This is a genomic window from Phenylobacterium sp. (genome assembly GCF_046291545.1).
In the GTDB taxonomy this organism is placed as follows: Bacteria; Pseudomonadota; Alphaproteobacteria; order Caulobacterales; family Caulobacteraceae; genus Phenylobacterium.
The window spans coordinates 301,510-322,083 of the sequence record NZ_JBKBSM010000003.1 but is presented as its reverse complement, the minus strand read 5'-3'; the positions used below and the strand labels follow the sequence as shown (position 1 = coordinate 322,083).

Annotated in this window: 19 protein-coding genes; 11 read left to right on the top strand and 8 right to left on the bottom strand. The window is 70.7% G+C overall.

What is annotated here, in order from left to right; all coding sequences use genetic code 11:
• Nucleotides 1–39: 39 nt before the first annotated feature.
• The 3 genes from ACK4YQ_RS11095 to ACK4YQ_RS11085 all read right to left on the bottom strand — a co-directional run bounded on the left by ACK4YQ_RS11095 (nucleotide 40) and on the right by ACK4YQ_RS11085 (nucleotide 1,989).
• A complete protein-coding gene (locus ACK4YQ_RS11095; protein WP_409611318.1) occupies nucleotides 40–705 on the bottom strand; it encodes a DUF6629 family protein in 666 nt (221 codons plus the stop codon).
• Between the two features lie 6 nt (nucleotides 706–711).
• Nucleotides 712–1,632, bottom strand: a complete 921-nt coding sequence (locus tag ACK4YQ_RS11090) for a ribokinase (protein ID WP_409611316.1) — start codon at nucleotides 1,630–1,632, stop codon at nucleotides 712–714.
• An 84-nt stretch (nucleotides 1,633–1,716) separates the two neighbouring features.
• A complete protein-coding gene (locus tag ACK4YQ_RS11085; protein ID WP_409611314.1) occupies nucleotides 1,717–1,989 on the bottom strand; it encodes a hypothetical protein in 273 nt (90 codons plus the stop codon).
• Nucleotides 1,990–2,111: 122 nt separating this feature from the next.
• On the opposite strand from ACK4YQ_RS11085, the gene ccoN reads away from it, so the two are divergent.
• The 8 genes from ccoN to ccoS are packed head-to-tail and all read left to right on the top strand — an operon-like array spanning nucleotide 2,112 to nucleotide 9,867.
• The gene (gene ccoN, locus ACK4YQ_RS11080) at nucleotides 2,112–3,764 is read left to right on the top strand and encodes a cytochrome-c oxidase, cbb3-type subunit I (protein ID WP_409611312.1); all 1,653 of its coding nucleotides are present in this window, start codon (nucleotides 2,112–2,114) and stop codon (nucleotides 3,762–3,764) included.
• Between the two features lie 13 nt (nucleotides 3,765–3,777).
• Nucleotides 3,778–4,515, top strand: coding sequence for a cytochrome-c oxidase, cbb3-type subunit II (ccoO, locus tag ACK4YQ_RS11075; protein WP_409611310.1), 738 nt, complete (start codon nucleotides 3,778–3,780; stop codon nucleotides 4,513–4,515).
• Complete coding sequence (locus ACK4YQ_RS11070; RefSeq protein ID WP_409611308.1) at nucleotides 4,512–4,691, top strand: cbb3-type cytochrome c oxidase subunit 3; 180 nt, start codon at nucleotides 4,512–4,514, stop codon at nucleotides 4,689–4,691. The genes ccoO and ACK4YQ_RS11070 overlap by 4 nt, the downstream gene beginning before the upstream one ends.
• The gene (gene ccoP / locus ACK4YQ_RS11065; protein ID WP_409611306.1) at nucleotides 4,678–5,544 is read left to right on the top strand and encodes a cytochrome-c oxidase, cbb3-type subunit III; all 867 of its coding nucleotides are present in this window, start codon (nucleotides 4,678–4,680) and stop codon (nucleotides 5,542–5,544) included. The genes ACK4YQ_RS11070 and ccoP overlap by 14 nt, the downstream gene beginning before the upstream one ends.
• Before the next feature lie 9 nt (nucleotides 5,545–5,553).
• Nucleotides 5,554–7,062, top strand: coding sequence for a cytochrome c oxidase accessory protein CcoG (gene ccoG / locus ACK4YQ_RS11060; RefSeq protein WP_409611304.1), 1,509 nt, complete (start codon nucleotides 5,554–5,556; stop codon nucleotides 7,060–7,062).
• 2 nt (nucleotides 7,063–7,064) lie between these two features.
• The gene (locus ACK4YQ_RS11055; RefSeq protein WP_409611302.1) at nucleotides 7,065–7,544 is read left to right on the top strand and encodes a FixH family protein; all 480 of its coding nucleotides are present in this window, start codon (nucleotides 7,065–7,067) and stop codon (nucleotides 7,542–7,544) included.
• Nucleotides 7,541–9,715 carry a heavy metal translocating P-type ATPase gene (locus ACK4YQ_RS11050; protein ID WP_409611332.1) on the top strand — a complete coding sequence of 725 codons (2,175 nt, stop codon included), beginning with the start codon at nucleotides 7,541–7,543 and terminating at the stop codon, nucleotides 9,713–9,715. The genes ACK4YQ_RS11055 and ACK4YQ_RS11050 overlap by 4 nt, the downstream gene beginning before the upstream one ends.
• On the top strand, nucleotides 9,712–9,867 hold the full coding sequence (gene ccoS / locus ACK4YQ_RS11045; RefSeq protein WP_409611300.1) for a cbb3-type cytochrome oxidase assembly protein CcoS: 156 nt from the start codon (nucleotides 9,712–9,714) through the stop codon (nucleotides 9,865–9,867). Before ACK4YQ_RS11050 ends, ccoS begins: the two co-directional genes overlap by 4 nt.
• Before the next feature lie 87 nt (nucleotides 9,868–9,954).
• On the opposite strand, the gene ACK4YQ_RS11040 is transcribed toward ccoS, so the two are convergent.
• Entirely contained in the window at nucleotides 9,955–12,303 is a 2,349-nt protein-coding gene (locus ACK4YQ_RS11040) for a TonB-dependent receptor domain-containing protein (RefSeq protein WP_409611298.1), read from the bottom strand.
• 188 nt (nucleotides 12,304–12,491) lie between these two features.
• Between ACK4YQ_RS11040 and ACK4YQ_RS11035 the strand changes: the two genes are divergently transcribed.
• Genes ACK4YQ_RS11035 through ACK4YQ_RS11025 form a run of 3 tightly spaced genes read left to right on the top strand, consistent with a single transcriptional unit; the run spans nucleotide 12,492 to nucleotide 15,298 of the window.
• Nucleotides 12,492–13,271: a DeoR/GlpR family DNA-binding transcription regulator gene (locus tag ACK4YQ_RS11035; protein WP_409611296.1), complete on the top strand. Its 780-nt coding sequence runs from the start codon at nucleotides 12,492–12,494 to the stop codon at nucleotides 13,269–13,271.
• A 60-nt stretch (nucleotides 13,272–13,331) separates the two neighbouring features.
• Entirely contained in the window at nucleotides 13,332–14,717 is a 1,386-nt protein-coding gene (hemN, locus tag ACK4YQ_RS11030; protein WP_409611294.1) for an oxygen-independent coproporphyrinogen III oxidase, read from the top strand.
• On the top strand, nucleotides 14,717–15,298 hold the full coding sequence (locus tag ACK4YQ_RS11025) for an NAD(P)H-dependent oxidoreductase (protein ID WP_409611292.1): 582 nt from the start codon (nucleotides 14,717–14,719) through the stop codon (nucleotides 15,296–15,298). Before hemN ends, ACK4YQ_RS11025 begins: the two co-directional genes overlap by 1 nt.
• Here the strand turns inward: ACK4YQ_RS11025 and ACK4YQ_RS11020 are convergent.
• From ACK4YQ_RS11020 to ACK4YQ_RS11005, 4 genes are read right to left on the bottom strand one after another with little or no spacing between them, the layout of a single operon-like run.
• Nucleotides 15,295–15,681, bottom strand: coding sequence for a response regulator transcription factor (locus ACK4YQ_RS11020; protein ID WP_409611290.1), 387 nt, complete (start codon nucleotides 15,679–15,681; stop codon nucleotides 15,295–15,297). The two genes, ACK4YQ_RS11025 and ACK4YQ_RS11020, sit on opposite strands and share 4 nt — an antisense overlap.
• A 53-nt stretch (nucleotides 15,682–15,734) precedes the next feature.
• Nucleotides 15,735–16,349 carry a response regulator FixJ gene (gene fixJ / locus ACK4YQ_RS11015; protein WP_409611330.1) on the bottom strand — a complete coding sequence of 205 codons (615 nt, stop codon included), beginning with the start codon at nucleotides 16,347–16,349 and terminating at the stop codon, nucleotides 15,735–15,737.
• Complete coding sequence (locus ACK4YQ_RS11010) at nucleotides 16,342–17,847, bottom strand: PAS domain S-box protein (RefSeq protein WP_409611288.1); 1,506 nt, start codon at nucleotides 17,845–17,847, stop codon at nucleotides 16,342–16,344. The genes fixJ and ACK4YQ_RS11010 overlap by 8 nt, the downstream gene beginning before the upstream one ends.
• Nucleotides 17,844–20,507: a GNAT family N-acetyltransferase gene (locus tag ACK4YQ_RS11005; protein WP_409611286.1), complete on the bottom strand. Its 2,664-nt coding sequence runs from the start codon at nucleotides 20,505–20,507 to the stop codon at nucleotides 17,844–17,846. The genes ACK4YQ_RS11010 and ACK4YQ_RS11005 overlap by 4 nt, the downstream gene beginning before the upstream one ends.
• Between the last annotated feature and the right edge of the window lie 67 nt (nucleotides 20,508–20,574).

Genomic DNA, 20,574 nt, shown 5'->3' with positions numbered 1-20,574 from the left:
CCGAACTCGGCCGGCGCATGACCGAACCGGCTTGGCGTTTCAGGCCGGGGCGGTGGGGGTCGCCTCGGCCGCGATGCGCGGAAGCGGGCGGTGAAAATGGGCGACGAGGACGGCGCTGGCCAGCGCCGCGAAGAAGCACCAGACCGACTGGAAGGCGTTGAAGTAGAAGGTGATGGCGACGGCGCTGCCGGCCAGGACGACAAGGCCCAGGGCGATGACCGCGCGCTGCGAGGACATCAGCGGCGCGATCCCCACGGCCGAGAGATAGGCGCCGGCCACCACCAGCGTCGGGCGCCCGCCCCAGCCGTAGGCGACGTGGTGCTCCATCAGCACGGCGCGCTGTTCATGGGCCAGCAGGCCGGCCAGCAGCCACATCCCCAGAGCGACGCCCACGGCCACGAGCGGCGTCATCAGCCGGCGGCGGCGCTGCTCGGGCTCGGCCAGCAGCACGCCGAGCGGCGCGTAGATCGGCCAGACCACCTGGGCGAAGACCAGGAAGGCGAGGGCGAGCCCCGCCGTCGGCGCGGCCGGATCGTGCCCCAACCGCAGCCAGATGAGGCCCTCGATCGCCTGCTGGATGGCGAAGATGAGGGGCGTGGCGGCCAGCGGGATCTCGGCCGGGCGGCGGACCCGGGCGAGACACGCCAGGCCCGCGGCCCCGGTGACTGCGGCCGCGACGAAGCTGGCGCTGGCGGAGAAGCACATGCCCGGTCAGCCCGCCGCGACGCCGACAAGGCGCTCGACCTCGGCGCGGCGGGGGGCGGATTCGGCCGCGCCGCGCCGGGTGACCGCGATGGAGGCGGCGGCGTTGGCGTAGGAGAGGGCGGGCTCGAGGCCCAGGCCCTCGGCCAGGGCCGCGGCGAGCACGCCGCAGAAGCAGTCGCCGGCGCCGACGGTGTCCACCGCCTCGGCGCGGCGGCCCGGCGCATGGATGGCTTCGCCGCCGGTGACGGCCAGGGCCCCTTCGGCGCCGAGGGTGGCCACCACCGTCTGGTCGGGACGGGCGAGCAGCCGGCGGGCCGCGGCGGTGGCCGCCGCCAGGCCGGCCGGCGGCGCCTCGAGGCCGGCGAAGCGGGCGAGCTCGATCTCGTTGACCACGACAATGTCGGCCAGGGGCAATAGGGGCGCGGCTTCCTCCAGGGCGGGGGCGGCGTTGAGGATCTTGACCGCATCGGCGGCGGCCGGAGCCCGGAACAGAGCTTCGACGGCGGGAAGGGTCGCCTCCAGTTGCGTAAGGAGGACCCGGGCGCCGCCCAGGTCGGCGGCGCGGACATGGTCGTCCAGGAAGGCCGCATTGGCGCCGGCGGCGACGACGATGGTGTTGCGGCCGGCTCGGTCGATGGTGATGAAGGCCTGGCCGGTGGTCTGGCCCTCGAGACGCGTGACCCCGGAGGCGTCGACGCCTGCCCGGGCCAGAAAGGCGAGCATCTGGGCGCCCGCGGCGTCCTGTCCCACCGCGCCGAGCAAGCGGGCGCGCGCGCCGAAGCGGGCGGCCGCCACCGCCTGGTTGGCCGCCTTGCCGCCGGGGGTGACGGCGAGGTCGCGCCCGGCCGCCGTCTCTCCCGGCGCGGGCAGGGCGGTGACGCGGACAACGTGGTCGAGATTGATTCCGCCCAGGACGCAGACGCTCACGCAGACACCTCCGCTGTTGCAAGGCCACAGTCGCAGCAGTTGCGGCGCGGCGAAAGCGGCGTGCGTCCGGCCGTCGGCGAAAGCCTAGGCGTCGTCGGAGCGGATCGCGACGGGGGCGGGGCGGGCGGCGCGCCACTGGGCGTAGAGCAGGCCGGCGGCGAGGGCCGCCAGGCCCGCGGCCGAGACGCACCAGCCGCAGTGCGGCGTGGCCCCGCCGCAGATCACGCCGAAGGCCGACAACTCGCGCGCATGCAGCCAAGCAAGTTCGGCGCTGACCGCCGATCCGACGATGGCGGCGCCCGCGCCAGCCATCCGCAGCTTGCCCATGTCCTCGTCCCGCACCACGCCGGCCTCCATGACTACGATCTGAGGGCAGGCTGCGACACGCCGGAAATCAACGCCTTGACACAGATCAAGGCCCCTTGCTGCGCCGCACGCGAAGAAGCCCCCCGATGCCAACGAATCCGCCCGGGGGCGAAATGACTCAAATTGCCGCCAAGAGGGACGCGCCGCTCGACGCCGTCCTGCTCTACGTCTTCACAGGGGTTTGCGCGCTGGGCGCGCTCCTGGCGACGGCCTTCACCGAGGATCCGCTGTTCCGGTTCCACGGCTACATCTTCCTGGGCGCCTTCGTGGCCGCCTTTTCAGCCTTGACCGTGGGGATCTCCTCCGGCGGGCTCGACTCCCCACAGGACCGCTACGCCGACGGCGTGGTCCGCGCCGGAGTGATCGCGACCATGTTCTGGGGCGTGGTCGGCATGCTGGTGGGGGTGGTGATCGCCGCCCAGCTGTCCTGGCCGAACCTGCTCTACTTCCCAGAGGCCGGCTGGCTGAACTTCGGCCGGCTGCGGCCGCTGCACACCTCGGGGGTGATCTTCGCGTTCGGCGGCAACGCCCTGATCGCCACCTCCTTCTACGTGGTCCAGCGCACCAGCCGCGCCCGCCTGGCCGGCGGGGTGTGGCACTGGTTCGTCTTCTGGGGCTACCAGCTCTTCATCGTGCTGGCGGCGACCGGCTACCTGGCCGGGATCACCCAGTCGCGCGAATACGCCGAGCCCGAATGGTACGTCGATCTGTGGCTGACGGTGGTGTGGGTGGCCTACCTGCTGGTCTTCCTGGGCACGCTCTGGAAGCGCAAGGAACCCCACATCTACGTGGCCAACTGGTTCTACCTAGCCTTCATCGTGACCATCGCGATGCTGCACATCGTCAACAACCTGGCGCTGCCGGTCGGCGGGTTGAGCCACCGCTCCTACTCGCTGTTCGCCGGGGTGCAGGACGCCCTGACACAGTGGTGGTACGGCCACAACGCCGTCGGCTTCTTCCTGACCGCCGGCTTCCTGGCGATGATGTACTACTTCGTGCCCAAGCGGGCCGAGCGGCCGGTCTACTCCTACCGCCTGTCGATCGTGCACTTCTGGGCGCTGATCTTCATCTACATCTGGGCCGGTCCGCACCACCTGCACTACACGGCGCTGCCGCAGTGGGCGCAGACCCTGGGCATGACCTTCTCGATCATGCTGTGGATGCCCTCCTGGGGCGGCATGATCAACGGGCTGATGACCCTGTCGGGGGCGTGGGACAAGCTGCGCACCGACCCGGTGATCCGGATGATGGTGGTCTCGGTCGCCTTCTACGGCATGAGCACCTTCGAAGGCCCGCTGATGTCGATCCGGGCGGTGAACTCGCTCAGCCACTACACCGACTGGACCATCGGCCACGTGCACTCCGGCGCCCTGGGCTGGGTCGGCTTCATCAGCTTCGGCGCGGTCTACTGCCTCGTGCCGTGGCTTTGGAAGAAGGACAAACTCTACTCCAACACCCTGGTGGAGTGGCACTTCTGGATCGCGACGACGGGCATCCTGCTCTACATCGCCGCGATGTGGGTCTCCGGCATCATGGAAGGCCTGATGTGGCGCGAGTACACGCCGCAGGGCTTCCTGGCCAACAGCTTCGTCGAGACGGTCTCGGCCAAGCACATCGAGAACGTCATCCGCACGCTCGGGGGGCTCATGTTCCTCTCCGGTGCGGTGATCATGTCCTACAACCTGTGGCGCACCGTCCGGATGCCCAGCGTCGCTCAAGGCGCCGGCGCCGGCCAGCCCACCCCCGCGCTCATCGCGGCCGAGTAGGGAGGGCCTCCTCATGTGGAAACATCACGGCAAGCTCGAGCGGCATTCGCTGCTCCTGGTGATCGGGATCCTGCTGGTCGTCTCGATCGGCGGCCTGGTCGAGATCTCCCCGCTCTTCTACCTGGAAAGCACGGTGGAGAAGGTGAAGGGCGTGCGGCCCTACACCCCGCTGGAGCTGGCGGGACGCGACATCTACATCCGCGAGGGCTGCTACGTCTGCCACTCGCAGATGGTCCGTCCGCTGCGCGACGAGGTCGAGCGCTACGGCCACTACAGCCTGGCCGCTGAGAGCATGTACGACCACCCCTTCCAGTGGGGCTCCAAGCGCACCGGTCCGGACCTGGCGCGGGTGGGGGGCAAGTACTCGGACGCCTGGCACCGCGACCACCTGATCGACCCGCGCTCGGTGGTGCCTGAATCGGTGATGCCGCCCTACGCCTTCATGGCCGGCCGCGAGCTCGACGCCCGCGACCTGCAGGCCAAGGTGGCGACCATGACCCGCCTGGGCGTGCCCTACACCCAGGAGATGATCGACAACGTGCAGGCCGACCTGGAAGCCCAGGCCGATCCGTTCTCCTCGGGCGGCACGGCCCTGAAGAAGCGCTACGGCGACAAGGTGCTGCAGCGCGACTTCGACGGCGATCCCGACCGCCTGACCGAAATGGACGCCCTGATCGCCTACCTGCAGATGCTGGGCACCCTGGTCGATTTCAGCACCTACAAGGCCGAGGCGCCGGAGAACCTGAGATGAGCGGCTTCGAATACGAGACCGTGGCCCGGTTCGCCCAACAAGGGGGGCTGATCTACTTCGCGGCCATCTTTGTCGCCGGATGCGTCTACGCGCTCTGGCCCTCCAACAAGGAAGCGTTCCGCCGCATGGCGCAGCTTCCGCTCGAAGATCATGAGGATGACCATGTCGGACCGTAAGATCGACGAAGTCTCCGGCGTCGAGACCACCGGTCACGAGTGGGACGGCATCCGCGAGCTGGACAACCCGCTCCCCCGCTGGTGGCTGTGGGTGTTCTGGGCCTCCGTCGCCGCCTCCATCGTCTACTGGGTGCTGATGCCGGCCTGGCCGGGGATCAGCGGCTACACCAAGGGGGTCCGCGGCCATTCCGACCGCGCCAACGTGGTGCAGGAGTTGGCCGAACTGCAGTCCCTGCGCGGGGCGGGCTCGGCCCAGCTCAAGAGCGCGAGCCTCGAGCAGATCGAAAGGGACCCTGAGCTGCAGGCCTACGCCCTGCAGGTCGGCCAGTCGATCTTCGGCGACAACTGCGCCACCTGCCACGGCGCAGGCGGCACCGGCGCCAAGGGCTACGCCAACCTGCGCGACGACGTGTGGCTGTGGGGCGGCACGCTGGAGGACATCCAGCGCACCCTGACGGTGGGCATCCGCTCCGATCACCCGGACACGCGCTTCTCGCAGATGCCGGCCTTCGGCAAGGACCAGATGCTGACGCCGGCGCAGGTGGACGACATGACCGAGTACGTGGTCGCGCTGTCGCGCCGCAAGGCCGACGCCGGCGCGGTGGCCCGCGCGGCCCCCGTGTTCCAGCAGCAATGCGCGATCTGCCACGGCCCGCAGGGCAAGGGCGACGTCAAGCAAGGCGCCCCCGACCTGACCGACGCCGACTGGCTCTACGGTTCGGACCGCGAAAGCATCCACGGCCAGATCTGGTACGGCCGCGGCGGCGTCATGCCCGCCTGGGGCGCCCGGTTCGACCCGGAGACCATCAAGGCCCTGGCCGTCTATATCCACGCCAACGCCGGGGGCCAGTAGGTAACCGTCATGACCGTCGTGATCGATCGGACCAAGCCCAAGCCAGCCCAGGAAGAGGGGCATGGTCCGGTCTCGGTCGCCGCCAAGACCCGCGCCAAGGGCGGGCCAGGCGGCGGCCTCTACAAGGCGCGCCAGCAGATCTATCCGAAGCTGGTCCATGGCCAGTGGCGCAACATCAAATGGGCGCTGCTGATCCTGACCCTCGGGATCTACTACGTGACCCCCTGGATCCGGTGGGAGCGCCCCGGCGCTCTGCCGGACCAGGCGGTCCTGGTCGACTTCACCGGCCGGCGCTTCTACTTCTTCTTCATCCAGCTCTGGCCGCAGGAGGTCTATTTCATCACTGGGCTCCTGGTGATGGCGGCCTTGGCGCTGTTCCTAACGACGGCGCTGTTCGGCCGGCTGTGGTGCGGGTACGCCTGCCCGCAGACGGTCTGGACCGACCTCTACATCTATGTGGAGCGGCTGTTCGAAGGCGATCGCAACGCGCGCATGCGCCTGGACGCCGCGCCGATGTCGTTCGACAAGCTGTGGCGCAAGAGCGGCAAGCACGCGGTGTGGCTGGCCATCGCCTTCGGCACCGGCGGGGCCTGGATCTTCTACTTCCACGACGCCCCGACCCTGATCCGCCAGTTCTGGGTGGGCCAGGCGCCGATGACGGCCTATGTGTCCTGCGCCGTGCTGACGGCGACCACCTACCTGCTGGCGGGGACCATGCGCGAGCAGGTCTGCACCTACATGTGCCCGTGGCCGCGCATCCAGGGCGCGATGCTGGACAAGGACAGCCTGCAGGTCACCTACCGCCGCGACCGCGGCGAGCCCCGCGGCCCGCACAAGAAGGGCGCGAGCTGGGAAGGCCGCGGCGACTGCATCGACTGCAACCAGTGCGTGGTCGTCTGCCCCATGGGCATCGACATCCGCGACGGGGCGCAGCTGGAGTGCATCAACTGCGGCCTGTGCATCGACGCCTGCAACGAGATGATGGTGAAGGTGGGCCGGCCCAAGGGGCTGATCGCCTATGACACCGACGCGGCGGTCCTGCAGCGCGAAGCCAAGCAGCCGGCGGTGTACCGCCTGATCCGCGGGCGCACGATCTACTATGCGGTGACGCTGACGGTCGTCTCGGCGCTGATGCTGTGGGGCTTCCTGAACCGCACCGAATACGACCTGCACGTGCTGCGCGACCGCAACCCGACCTTCGTGCGGCTGCACGACGGCTCGATCCGCGACGGCTACACGCTGAAGATCTCCAACCGCGGGTTCGAACCGCGGACGGCCACGATCCGCTTCACCGGGGTCGAGGACGTCAAACTGAAGACGCCGGGCGAGGAGCCGACCTCCGGCCCCCTGACCGTGACCCTGGAGCCCAACCAGGTGCGGGCGGTGCGCGTCTTCGTCACGGCGCCCGAGGCCAGCCTGAGCGCGGCCAATCTGCCTGCGGCGTTCGAGTTGCGCGTCGACGGCCAGGTCGTGACCACCAAGACCACCTTCCTCTCCGGAGCTGCGAACGAGCGATGAGCGTGACCGACACCACCCCCGGCTTCCGAATCCGCGGCTGGCACGTGCTGGTCGCCATGATCGGCTTCTTCGGCGTCATCACGGCGGTGAATGCGGTGATGATCACCCTGGCGATCCAGTCGTTCCCCGGCCAGGTGTCTGTGACGCCCTACGAAGACGGGATCGCCTACAACCGCAGGCTCGCCCAGATGGCCGCGCAGGAACGTCTGGGCTGGCGGGCCGTCGCCGGGGTGCGGGGCGAGGAGGTCGTCGTGGAGATCCGCGACCGGCTGGACGGCCCGGTGGAGGGGCTGAAGGTGACCGGCAGGCTGGAGCGGCCGGCGACCGAAAGCGGCCGGATCAACCCGGCCTTCAAGGAGATCGCGCCCGGCGTCTACGCGGCGCGGGCCGGCGCCATGAGCGGGGCCTGGGACCTGACGTTCGACGCGGTGGACGCGGGCGGCCGCCGCTTCGAGGGCGAGCGGAGGCTGATGTGGCGCTGACCTACGATCTGGCCGGCGGCGACCTCAGCGGCTTCCTGCGGCCGCGGGCCGAGGGCGGCCAGAGCCTGGAGCTGCTGGTCCGCGGCGCGCGCTGCGCCAACTGCCTGGCCAAGATCGAGCGCGAGGTCGCCGCGCTGCCGGGCGTGACCCAGGCGCGGCTGAACCTGACCACCGGCAAGCTGGTCGTGGGCTTCGCCGACGGCGCGGGCGACCCGGCGGCGGTGATCCGCACGCTGGAGAACGCCGGCTATCCGGCGACTCCGTATGATCCCGGCCAGGCGCAGGCGGCCCATGACAAGGAAGGCCGCCGCCTGCTGCTGGCCATGGCCGTGGCCGGATTCGGCGCCGGCAACGTGATGATGTTCTCGGTGCCGGTGTGGGCGGGCCTGTTCGGCCAGGAGCTGGGCCCGGCCACGCGCACCCTGATGCTGTGGCTGTCGGCGATCATCGCCGCCCCGTGCGCGATGTACGCCGGCATGCCGTTCTTCGAATCCGCCTGGCGCTCGCTGCGCCGCGGGCGGGCCAACATGGACGTGCCGATCTCCATCGGCGTGCTGCTGACCCTGACGATCAGCTTCGTCGAAACCATCATGGGTGGGCGCGACGCCTATTTCGACGCGGCGGTCTCGCTGCTGTTCCTGCTGCTGATCGGCCGCTGGCTGGACCATCGCCTGCGGGCCCGCGCCCGCAGCGCCGCGGCCGACCTGCTGGCCATGCAGGCGCCCGCCGCCGTGGTGGTGGGGAGCGACGGCGCCGAGCGGCGCGTGCCTCTGAGCGAGGTCGCCGCCGGCGACCTGCTGGTGGTGCGCCCCGGCGACCGCATCCCCGTCGACGGGGTGGTCGAGACCGGAACCTCGGCGTTCGACAACGCGCTGCTGACCGGCGAGACGACGCCCGTGGCCGTGGGACCGGGCTCCGACTGCCGGGCCGGGGCTGTGAACCTGTCGGGGACGCTGCGCCTGCGCGCGACCGCCCGCTCGGACGACTCGGCCCTGGCGGCGATCGCCCGGCTGGTGGAGGCCGGCGCCCAGTCGAAGTCGCGCTACGTGCAGCTGGCCGACCGCGCCGCATCGATCTACGTGCCGGTGGTGCACACCCTGGCGGCCCTGACCTTCGCCGGCGGCTGGGCCCTGGGGCTTGGCCCGCGCGAGGCGCTGCTGCGGGCGGCCACGGTGCTGATCATCACCTGCCCCTGCGCCCTGGGCCTGGCGGTGCCGGCGGTGCAGATCACCGCCTCCGGACGGCTGTTCCGCAAGGGCGTGCTGGTGAAATCCGGCGCGGCGCTGGAGCGCCTGGCCGAGGTGGACCACGTGGTGCTGGACAAGACCGGCGTCCTCACCGAGGGCCGGCCGCGGCTGGTCGATGCGCCGCCGGCCGTGGTGGCCCTGGCCGCGCCGCTGGCCCGCGCCTCGGCCCACCCGCTGGCGCGGGCGCTGGCGGCCGAGGCGGGCCCCGGCCCTTCGGCCGAAGGGGTCATCGAGTTCGCAGGACAGGGCGTGGAAGGCCTGGTGCAGGGCCGCCGCGCGCGGCTGGGCCGGGCGGCCTTCGTCGGGGTGTCGAGCGCCGACGCCAGCGAGACCGAGCTGTGGTTCGGCTTCGTGGACGACACCAAGGTGCGGCTGCGGTTCTCCGACCATCTGCGCGCGGACGCGGCCGAAGCGGTCGCGGCCCTGCGCGCCCGCGGGCTGTCGGTGCGGATCCTGTCCGGCGACGTGGCCGGGCCGGTGGAGCGGGCGGCGCGGGAGGCGGGGGTCGACGACTGGCGCGCCGGCCTGAGCCCCGCCGAGAAGGCCCAGCAGATCGAGACGGCCGCCGAGGCCGGCTGGAAGGTGCTGATGGTCGGCGACGGCCTGAACGACACCGCCGCCCTGGCCAAGGCGCATGCGGCCATGGCCCCGGGAACGGCGCTGGACGCGAGCCAGAACGCGGCCGATCTCGTCTTTTCGGGCGAGGGGCTGATGGCCGTGGTCGACGCCATCGACGTGGCGCGGGCGGCCCGCGCCCGGGCGCTCGAGAACTTCGGCTTCGCCGCCGCGTATAATGTGGTGGCGGCGCCGGCGGCGATGCTGGGCTTCGTCAATCCGCTGATCGCGGCCCTGGCGATGTCCGGATCCTCGATCGTGGTGACGCTGAATGCGCTGCGGATGAACCTGGCGGGAAGACGGCGATGAACATCATGCTGGTCCTGGCGCCCCTGTCGGTGCTGATCGCGCTCGGCGGGCTGGCGGCCTTCTGGTGGTCGCTCAAGAGCGGCCAGTACGACGATCCGGCGGGTGACGCCGCGCGCATCCTCGCCGGCGATCCGGACGACCGGCCGCTCTGAAACGCTGGACCTGAAAGGGAATGGACGCCGCGGTGCTCGTAACCGCGGCGTCCACGCCATAGGCGGGTTGATCCCAAGGGGTTCGGATCAGAAGTCCGCCGTCAGCGAGATCGTCACCGTGCGCGGCGCGCCGATGAAAGCGGTGGAGCCATCGGCGCCGGCGAGATAGCTCTCGTCGGTCAGGTTGTTCACCGTCAGCGTCAGGTCGAAGCCCTTGAGCAGGGGGGTGATCGCCTCGGCCGCGACGCCGACGTAGGCGTTGGTGAGGGTGACGCTGTCGGCCTCCACCGCGCCGGCCTTGTCCAGGAAGCGCTCGCCAATGTACTTGGCCGACACGCCCGCCTTCCAGATGTCGCCGCGCCAGTCGAGCGAGGACACCAGCATGTGTTTGGGCGAGCCGGCCACCTGGGCGCCCTCGACGATCCCCAGCTCGGCGTCGCGCGCGGCGTCGCCGCTGCCCAGATAGGTGGCGTCGTTGTAGGTATAGGCGCCCGACAGGCTAAGGCCGTTGGCGAAGGCATAGGAGGCCGAGGCCTCGAAGCCCTTGCTCTCGACCCCGCCGAGGTTCTGATAGACCCCGTCCACCTCCGACAGATAGTCGATGCCGGTGACGAAGCCCGACGGCACGTAGACGATCCGGTTGTCGAACTTGATGCTGTAGAGGGTCAGGCTCGCGGCCAGGGGACCGCGGGACAGGCGCGCGCCCAGCTCGACGTTGTCGGCGGTCTCGTTGTGCACCAGGCTCAACGCCACAGGATCGGTCTCGTCCAGCACCCCGCGCGGGACCGCGGCGAAGTTCTGCGAGAAGCCGGTGAACAGGCTGAGGCCCTCGACCGGCGTGTCGTAGGCCAGCCCCGCCGAGATCAGCGGATCGGACTGGCTGTCCAGCGAGGTGCTGGTGTTGTTGTCCAGCAGGCCCTGGCGGCTCTGGTCGATGAAGAACTGCTTGACCCCGAACCGCGCCGTGAGCGGGCCGAAGGTGGCCACGTCCTCGAGATAGTAGAGCGTCTCGTTGGTCTCGTAGTCGGTGGAGTACTGGATCCAGTACGGGGTGTCGTCGAAGGCGTAGCCGATCCGGGTGTCGATCAGCCTGTGCCAGTCGCGGGTGGCGTTGGCTTCACCGTGCTCCAGCCAAAGGCCGCCGCGCAGGGTGTTCTCGACCTCGCCGAAGACGTGCGCCCATTCGAAGTCGGCCGTCGCCCCGTAGCGGCGGTTTCGATAGTGGGTGTGCCGATAGGACTGAACGGCCAGCGAGTTGGACGCATAGCAGGACGGGTCGTATTCGGCGGGGATCCCGTTCGTGCCGGTGCAGCCGGCGATCATCGTCGCCGTGGCCCCGGTCGGGGTGACGAAATAGATCTTGCCGAGCGCCGAGCCGCCGGTGATCGCGGTGCCGCTCAGGAACTCGGTGTTGGGGCCCGCGCCGTTGTTGGTCACGTCGACGAGGTAAGGCGGCAGCCAGTCGCCCCGGCCGTTCATCATGTGACCGTAGCCGGTCAGCGTGACCTTGACCTCGGCCACGTCGAACTTCGCGCGGAGGTAGGCGAAGGTGTTGTCGCGCAAGGCCCGCGAGCCGGAGCGGTAGGCCTGGTCGATGTAGGGGGTCCCGGTCCAGGTCCCGGTGAGGCGGTCCCAGCCGGAATTCTCGGCGAACTGCTCGGGGGAGATGCTGCTGTATTCGGACTCGTCGGCGTCGTCGTAGGACAGGTAGCCGGTCAGGTCGACGCCGGCGATGCGGCTGACGATCTTGGCCGCGGCGTGGTCGCGCGTGGTCTTGCCCGAACCGTCGATCCAGTCGCTGTTGCGCGACGAGGACGCGCTGATCCAGGCGTAGGTGTCCGGCGCGATCTCGCCGGTGTCCACGCGGACGTAGAACTTGCGCGCGTCGTAGTCGCCGCCGGCCGCCATCACCCGCACGCGCTGCTCGCGTTCGGGGTCGTTGGTGAGGTAGTTCAGCGTGCCGCCGAGGGCTTCGTTGGAGCGTGAACCGATGTCCGCCGTGCCCTGGGACACCTCGACGGTCTTCAGGTCCATGACGTCGATATAGCGGTTGGCCCGCGAGCCGCCGCCGTAGCCGGAGCCGCCGTTGGGCAGGCCGTCGATCGTCGTGCCGATTTGCTGGGTGTCGCGGTTGGTGACGAAGCCGCGCATGGTGATCGAGGTGGCCCAGTCGCTCGAGCCGAACGTGTCGCCCTCGGTGACCAGGACGCCGGGAAGTTCGTTCAGCACGTCGTTCACGCTGGACAGCGCCGACTGCCGCTCGATCATCGGCTCCAGCACCACCGAACTGGCGTAGGTCTCCTTGGCCCCGGTGACGACCAGTTCCTCCACGGACGTTCCGGTGGCGTCCCCCGCGTCCGCCGCGGTTTCGGCCCGCGCCTGCGCGCCGGCCAGGCTCAGGGCCGCCACGGCCGCCCCCATCATCCACTTGTTCATCGCGCTCTCCTTCACATCGCCTCTCCAGACCGGAGCGACCGCGTACCGGGGGCGCACGACAGTCGTGTGACAATATGATGGAGTGGCTATAAATTATGTGGGATTATGTGGGTTTCGTCTCGAGGTGTGTTGTGAGCCACGCGCCGCTAGGCTAGAGCGCGCGCAATCAGGGAGCGCAGCGCGAGGACATGACACAAGCAGATCGGCTGGCCGAGATCCTCGACCTGCTGCAGACCAGAGGCGGGTGCGGGATCGGCGAACTGGCCCAGCGCTTCGCCGTCTCGGAGGAGACGATCCGGCGCGACGTGCGCCGCCTTGAGAAGGGCGGGCGCGTCTACAAGGTGCACGGCGGCGTGCGTCTGCCGGACAACATGTTCGAGGCCCCCTACCAGTTCCGCATGATCGAAAACGCCGAGGCCAAGCGGCGCGTCGCGGCCGCGGCCGTGGCGCTGGTCGAGGACGGGATGACGGTGCTGATGGATTCCGGCAGCACGACCTACTGGACGGCCAGGGCGATGACCCGCCCCACCGGCCTGACCGTGGTGACCAACTCTCTGGAGGTGGCGCGCGAGGTGCTCGGGCGCAACAACAACCGCCTGTTCTTCGCCGGCGGGGAGGTGAACGTGGACCACCGCGCCGCCTACGGCGCCGAAGCGATCGCCGCGGCCCAGAGCTTCGTGCCCGACATCGCCTTCCTGTCGGTCGGGGCGATCGATCCCCAACGCGGCTTCCTGGACTTCCATGTCGACGAAGCCGGCTTCAAGCGCGCCCTGCTCGGCGCGGCGCGTCGCGTGGTGATGGTGGCCGACGCCAGCAAGTTCGATCGCTCCGGCGTCGTCCTCATGGCCAGGCTGGATCAGGCGCACGACCTCGTGGTGGATCGCCCGCCGCCGCCCGCAGCGGCCGAAGCCCTGGCCGGCGCAGGCGTCAGGGTGCATGTGGCGGGGGAGGCGGCGCCGCCGGTTTGATCTGAATCACGGCGCGCGCCTTCGCGCTGCGGAGACTGGCTTAAACTCTGGAGCCAGCCCTTGTCCGTCGCCGCCTCGCTCAACCCGCATACGACCGCCTTGATGGCGCTGGTCGACAAGTACGACGGCCGAGCGCCGCGCTACACCAGCTACCCGACGGCGGTGCAGTTCACCCCGCAGGTGGACGCCCGGACCTATCAGCGCTGGCTGAGCGAGCTGCCGACCGACGAGGCCGTTTCGCTCTATGCGCACATCCCGATGTGCGCGCGGCTGTGCTGGTACTGCGGCTGCAACACCCGGGCGGTGAACCGCGCCGACGCCGTCAGCGACTATGTGGCGCTGCTGGTCCAGGAACTGGCCCTGGTGGAGCCGATCCTGCCGGGCCGGCTCAGGGCGAGCGCCCTGCACCTGGGCGGGGGCACGCCCAACATGCTGGGGATCGACGACCTGCGGGTTCTGTTCGAGGCGTTGCGCCACCTCTTCCGGCTGGAGGCCGACGCCGAGATCGCCGCCGAGCTGGACCCGGCGGTGCTGACGGAAGCCTGGGTCAAGGCCGCCGCCTTCCACGGGCTGAACCGCGCGAGCCTCGGGGTGCAAAACCTGTCGCCGCGGGTGCAGCAGGCGGTGAACCGCGAGGAGCGGTTCGAGGACATCGCCCGCTGCGTCGGCTGGCTGCGCGCGGCGGGCGTCGCCTCGATCAACCTGGACCTGATGTACGGCCTGCCGCACCAGACCACGGCCAACACGCTGTCGACGATCCACCAGGTGGTGAGCCTGCGCCCCGAGCGGATCGCCCTGTTCGGCTACGCCCACGTCCCCTGGATGAAGTCGCATCAGCAGCTCATCGACGAGGCGGCCCTTCCGGGCCCGGCCGAGCGGCTCGAACAGAGCGAGGCCGCCGCCGAGCTGCTGGCCCGCGAGGGCTATGTGCGGATCGGCCTGGACCACTTCGCCCTGGAGAGCGACGAACTGGCCGTGGCCCACGCGCAGAAGCGGCTGAAGCGGAACTTCCAGGGCTATACGGTGGACGCGGCCGCGACCCTGCTGGGCTTCGGCGCCTCGGCGATCAGCTCCCTGCCGCAGGGCTTCGTCCAGAACCACGCCCAGGAGCTGGCCTGGCGCAAGGCCGTGGGCGCGGGCGAATCGCCGATCGCGCGCGGCGTGGCCCTGACCGACGAGGACCGCTGGCGCGGCGAGATCATCGAGCGGCTGATGTGCGACATGGGGGTCGACCTGGCCGCGGTGAGCGCCCGCCATGGACGCGACTGGCGCGCCCTGCAGGACGAGGTCGGCCGGCTGGCGCCGTTCGTGGCGGACGGCCTCCTGAGGATCGACGGAGCGAAGCTGACGGTCACCGAGACCGGGCGCCTGCTCGTGCGCTCGATCTGCGCGGCGTTCGACGCCTATTTCGCGCCCCAGGCCCAGCGGCATTCCAAGGCGCTCTGATGGTCGATCGGATCCTAGTGATCAACGGCCACCCGGACGCCCGGTCGGAGCGGCTGTGCTCGGCCCTGGCCGAGGCCTATGTACGCGGCGCCCACCGGGCGGGGCATGAGGTGCGCCGGCTGGACGTGGGCCGGCTGGACTTCCCGCTGATCCGCTCGCAGGAGGACTTCATGGGCCCTGCGCCGCCGGTGATCGCCGAGGCGCAGACGGCGCTGAAGTGGGCCAACCACCTGGTGATCATCTTTCCCCTGTGGATCGGCGGCCCGCCGGGACTGCTGAAGGGGTTTCTCGAGCAGGTGTTCCGCTACGGCGTGGCGCTGAGCAGCGCCTCGGGCCAGGGGCCGCAGGGGCTGCTGAAGGGCAAGTCGGCGCGCATCGTGGTGACGATGGGCATGCCGGCGGCGGCCTTCCGGCTGATCTTCGGCGGCTACGGCCTGAAGAGCCTGACCCGGGGCCTGCTGTGGATCAGCGGCATCAAGCCGATCCACAGCACGGTGATCGGCGGCGTGGAGACGGCCAGCGAGCAGACGCGCGCGGGCTGGCTGCGCCGGCTGGAGGCGCTGGGCGCGGTCGCGGGCTAGGCCGGATGGGGGTCGAGGGCCGCGCGGATCTCGGCGATCAGCGCATCGCCCAGCAGCGGCTTCTCGACGATCTTGGCCCGCATGTCGGCGGCGGCCTGGCGCACGGCCGGCCGCGGGTGGCTGGTGATCAAGAGGGCGGGCAGGTTCACGCCCCGGCCGCGCAGTTCGGCCAACGCCGCAAGGCCGTTCATGCCGTCGAGATTGTAGTCGAGCACCAGGCAGGCGTCGGTGATCGGCAGGATCGTGCGCAGCAGTTCCTCGCCGCTTTCGCAGGCCTCGACCTGGTAGCCGTCCAGCTCCAGGGAAAAGGTGAGGGCCGTACGCAGGGCGGCGTCGTCATCGACGAGCACGACGGTCGGGCGCGGGGTGTAGGGTTGCAGCATTGGACGATGAATAGGGGCCGCCCGCACCCGCCGCTTTGATCCAGCGCAATCGCTCAGCCGACGCGCACGCCCGCCAGAAGGGCCATGCGGACGAGCTCGGAGAGGCTGGCGGCGCCCGTCTTCGTCATGACGTTGGCCCGGTAGACCTCGACGGTGCGCGGGCTGATGCCGAGGTCCTGGGCGATCACCTTGTTGGCCTTGCCGGCGACGACGCCCAGGAGCACCTCGTGCTCGCGGGGGGACAGGGCGCCGATCAGGGCCTCCAGGCGGCGCGCCTCGCCGTCGTCGCCGACCTTGGCGGTGGGGCCCGCCAGGGCCGCCCGGATCGAGCCGAGCAGGGCCTCGTCGTCGAACGGCTTTTCCAGGAAGTCCACGACGCCGGCCTTCATGGCCTGGACCGCCAGGGGCACGTCGCCGTGGCCGGTGATGACGATCACCGGCAGGGCGACGCTACGGTCCTTCAGACGCTGAATCAGGTCGAGCCCGCTCATCTCGGGCATGCGCACGTCGGTGACGATGCAGCCGCTGGTCAGGCTCCCAGCCTCTTCCAGGAAGGCGGTGGCAGATTCGTAGGTGCGAACGCCAAGGTCCGCGGTGTCGAGCAGGAAGGCGATGGACTCGCGCATCGCCTCGTCGTCGTCGATGACGTACACCACCGGATCAGTCACTGGCCGCAAGTTCCCCCTTGGGCACGGCGCGGAGGGTGAACCGGAACACCGCGCCGCCGCCTTCATTCGCCTCGACCCAGATGCGCCCCCCGTGGGCTTCGATGATCGTGCGCGAGATCGAAAGTCCTACGCCCATACCGCGTTGCTTGGTGGTGATGAAGGGCTGGAAGAGCTGTTCGGCGATTTTATCGCTGATCCCGGGACCGGTGTCGGCGACGGCCACCTCGACCATGTCGTCGGCGACGGGGGTCGCGGTGACCAGCAGGTCGCGGCGGGGCGCCTCCTCCATGGCGTCGATGGCGTTGCGCAGCAGGTTGAGGAGCACCTGCTGGATCTGCACCTTGTCGGCCAGCACCCGGTCGATCGCGGGGTCGATGGCGAAGCGCAGGCGCACGCCGTGCTCCTTGGCGCCGACCATGGCCAGGGCGCTGGCCTCCTCGATGAGCTGGGGCAGGCTCTCGATGCGCCGCTCGGTCTCGCCCTTGGCGACGAAGTCGCGAAGGCGGCGGATGATCTGGCCGGCGCGCAGGGCCTGTTCCCCGGCGCTGGCGAGGGCGGCGCGGACCTTGCCCACGTCGGGCTGGGCCTGATCGAGGATGCGCACGCTGCCCTTCATGTAGTTGGCGATGGCCGACAGGGGCTGGTTGAGCTCGTGCGCCAGGGCCGAGGCCATCTCCCCCATCGCCGTCAGGCGGGAGACGTGGACCAGTTCGGACTGCAGGTCCTGCATGCGCCGCTCGGTCTCCTGGCGCTCGGACAGGTCGCGCAGGAAACCGGTGAAGTAGCGGTGATCGGCCGATCGCAGCTCGCCCACCGCCAGCTCCATCGGGAAGGTCGAGCCGTCGCGCCGCTCGCCCACCACCACCCGGCCGATGCCGATGATCCGCCGCACGCCGGTCTCCAGATAGCGGTCGAGATAGCCGTCGTGGGCCTCGCGGTAGGGCGACGGCATCAGCATGCTGACGTTGCGTCCGATCACCTCGTCGGTGCGCCAGCCGAACATGCGCTCGGCCGCGGCGCTGAAGGACTGCATCACGCCGCGTTCGTCGATGACGATCATCGCGTCGGGCACGGTGTCGAGGATGAGCTGCAGGTGCGCTTCGCGCGAGCGCAGGTGGTCCAGGAGGTTGGCCACCCGGGCGGCCGAGCGCAGAGCCCGCTCGCCGACGATCGGCATGACCAGGCCCAGGACCGCATAGACGGCGATCCGGACGGCGTCCACGGGCTGGGAGAGCACGCCGGCGCCGCCGGTCCAAAGGCTGAACGCCGCGCCGATCATGGCGGCGATCAGGCCCGGGCCCAGGCCGCCCCAGGTCGAGGCGGCGAACACCGCGGGAATGAAGAAGACATACAGCGGCGCCTCGCCCAGCCAGGCCGCCACCAGGAGCTGGACCAGGGCCGCCGCGGCGGTGGCCGCGAGGGCCACGCCGTAGCCGCGAAAGCGCGAACGGGCGCGCTTGCCCTCTGGGAACAGCTGGTCCGGGGGGGACGCCGTCACGACGCGGCCATCTCCCGCTCCAGGGGCACGGCCACCCGCACCAGCCGGAAGTCCTCGGACAGCTCCCGGCGGAAGCCCAGGGCGTCCGTCAGGGACAGCATCCGTTCGTTGTCGCTCATGACATCGCCCCATACGCGCCGCAGGCCGCGCGAGCGCGCGTAGTCGACGATATTGCCGAGAAGCGCACGGCCCAGTCCCTGCTTCTGATGATCCGTGCGGACGAGCAAGGCGAATTCGGCGGCCTCGCCCTCGGGATCGGCGATCAGGCGCGAGACGCCGACGATCGCCCCCTCCTGGTCGACCGCGACCATGGCCAGTTCGCGGTCGTAGTCGATCTGGCTGAGGCGGGCCGCCAGGGCGTTGGGCAGGGTGCGAAGCCCGCCGTGGAAGCGCAGGCGCACGTCCTCGGCCGAGGTGTTGGCCACCAGGTGCTCCAGGAGCGGGGCGTCCTGGGGACGGATGGGCCGGATCACCAGCCGTTCGCCGGACTCCAGGGTAAGCTCGCTTTCCAGTCCGGCCGGATAGGGGCGGATGGCGAAGCGGGCGCTTGGCGCGGCCAGGCGGACCCGCGCGTCGAGCGCCAGGACGCCGTTCTCGTCGGCGAGCAGGGGGTTGATGTCGAGCTCGGCGATCTCGGGGATCTCGATGGCCATCATCGACAGGCGCTCGAGCACTTCGGCGACGGTGTCCTCGTCGACGGCGCCGCGGTCGCGGAAGGCGCGCAGCATCCGCGACACCCGGGTGCGGGAGATCATCTCGCGGGCGAGGACCCGGTTGAGCGGCGGCAGACCGACGGAGCGGTCGGCGGCGACCTCCACGGCGATGCCGCCAGCGCCGAAGAGGACCACGGGGCCGAAGGTGGGGTCCACCGCCAGGCCTGCGATCAGCTCGCGGGCGTGCGGCCGCTCGGCCATGGGCTGGATCAGGAAGCCCTCGAGCCGGGCCTGGGGCAGGGCCTGGCCCACGCGCTCCAGCATCGCCTCGGCGGCGGTCTCCACGGCCGCGGGGTCGGCCAGGCCCAGGACCACCCCGCCGACGTCGGACTTGTGGCTGATGTCGGCCGAGCGGATCTTCAGGGCGAAGGGCCCCTCCATGGTGGCGGCCAGGGCGGCCGCCTCCTTCGGCGTGGCGGCGACGGCGTTGCGGACCACCGGCACGCCGTAGGCGGCCAGCAGGGCCTCGGCCTCGAGGGCGGTCAGGGTGTCGCGCTCCTCGACCAGCACCGCATCGATGATCCGCCGCGCGGCCTTGCGGTCGGCCGCCTGCGGGCTGGCCGGCGGGGTCTGCAGCAGCAGCTCCTGGTTGCGGTGGTGATCGACCATGTGCATGAAGGCGCGGACCGCCTCGTCCGGCGTCTCGTGGCTTGGAAATCCTCGTTCGATCAATAGCTTGCGGGCCGGCGCGGCGGAGGTCTCGCCGAGCCAGCAGGTCAGGATCGGCCGGCGCACGCGGCCCTTGGGGCGATTTTCCAGCACCCGGACCACCGCCTGGGCGGCTTCCAGGCTGTCGGCGACGGCGGTCGGGCAGTTGAGAATCAGGAGGGCCTCGGCGCCGCGGTCGGCGAGCACGGCCTCCAGGGCGGCGGCGTAGCGTTCGGGCGGGGCGTCGCCGATGATGTCGACGGGGTTGGCGTGCGACCATGTCGCGGGCAGGACGGCGTCGAGCGCCTCCAGCGTCTCGGGCGCGAGGTCGGCGAGGCGCCCGCCATGCCCGGCCAGGGCGTCGACGGCCATGACCCCGGCGCCGCCGCCGTTGGTCAGGATCGCCAGGCGCTCGCCGCGGACCCAGGCGCCGGCGCCCAGGGTGTTCACCGCGTCGAACAGCTCGCGCAGCTCGGTGACCCGCAGCATCCCGGCCCGGCGGATCGCCGCGTCGTAGACCGCGTCGGACCCGGCCAGGGCCCCGGTGTGGGAGAAGGCGGCCTTGGCCCCCGCCGCGCTGCGGCCGGACTTGATGACCACCACCGGCTTGGCGCGGGCGGCGATGCGGCCCGCGGTCATGAACTTGCGCGCGTCGTAGATGCTCTCGACGTAGAGCACGATGGCCTTGGTGGCGCGGTCCAGGGCCAGGTAGTCGAGCACGTCGCCGAAATCGACGTCGGCCATGTCGCCCAGGGTGACGACGTGGGAGAAGCCGAAGCCGCGGGCGTGGGCCCAGTCGAGGGCCGCGGTGGCGATGGCGCCGGACTGGGCGACCAGGGCGATGTCGCCCGGGCGCGGGGTGAGCTGGGAGAAGCTGGCGTTGATGCCCCGCGCCGGCGAGATGAAGCCGAGGCAGTTGGGGCCGACCACCCGCAGCAGGTGCGGGCGCGCCGCGTCCAGCAGGTCCTGGCGAAGGCCGCCGTCCGAGAAGCCGGCGCTGATGACGACCGCGGCCCGGCAGCCGCGCCGGCCGAGCTCGGCGACGATGCCGGGGACGGTGGGCGCCGGGGTGGCGATCACCGCCAGGTCGGGCGTGACGGGCAGATCGGCGACCGACGCGTAGGCCAGGGCCGAGCGGACCGCCTTGGCGTGCGGATTGACCGGCAGCACGGGCCCGGAGAAGCCGCTTTCCAGGAGGTTGCGCGCCAGGACCTCGCCCACAGAGCCGGGGGTGTTGCTGGCGCCGATGAGGGCGATGGCGCGCGGTTCGAACAGGGCGTGGAAGTTGCGGGTCGTCATCGGCGTGTTCCTGGGAGGAGGGGACAGAAGTCGACGCAGGCCGTTCGCCGCCATGATCCAACGCAAA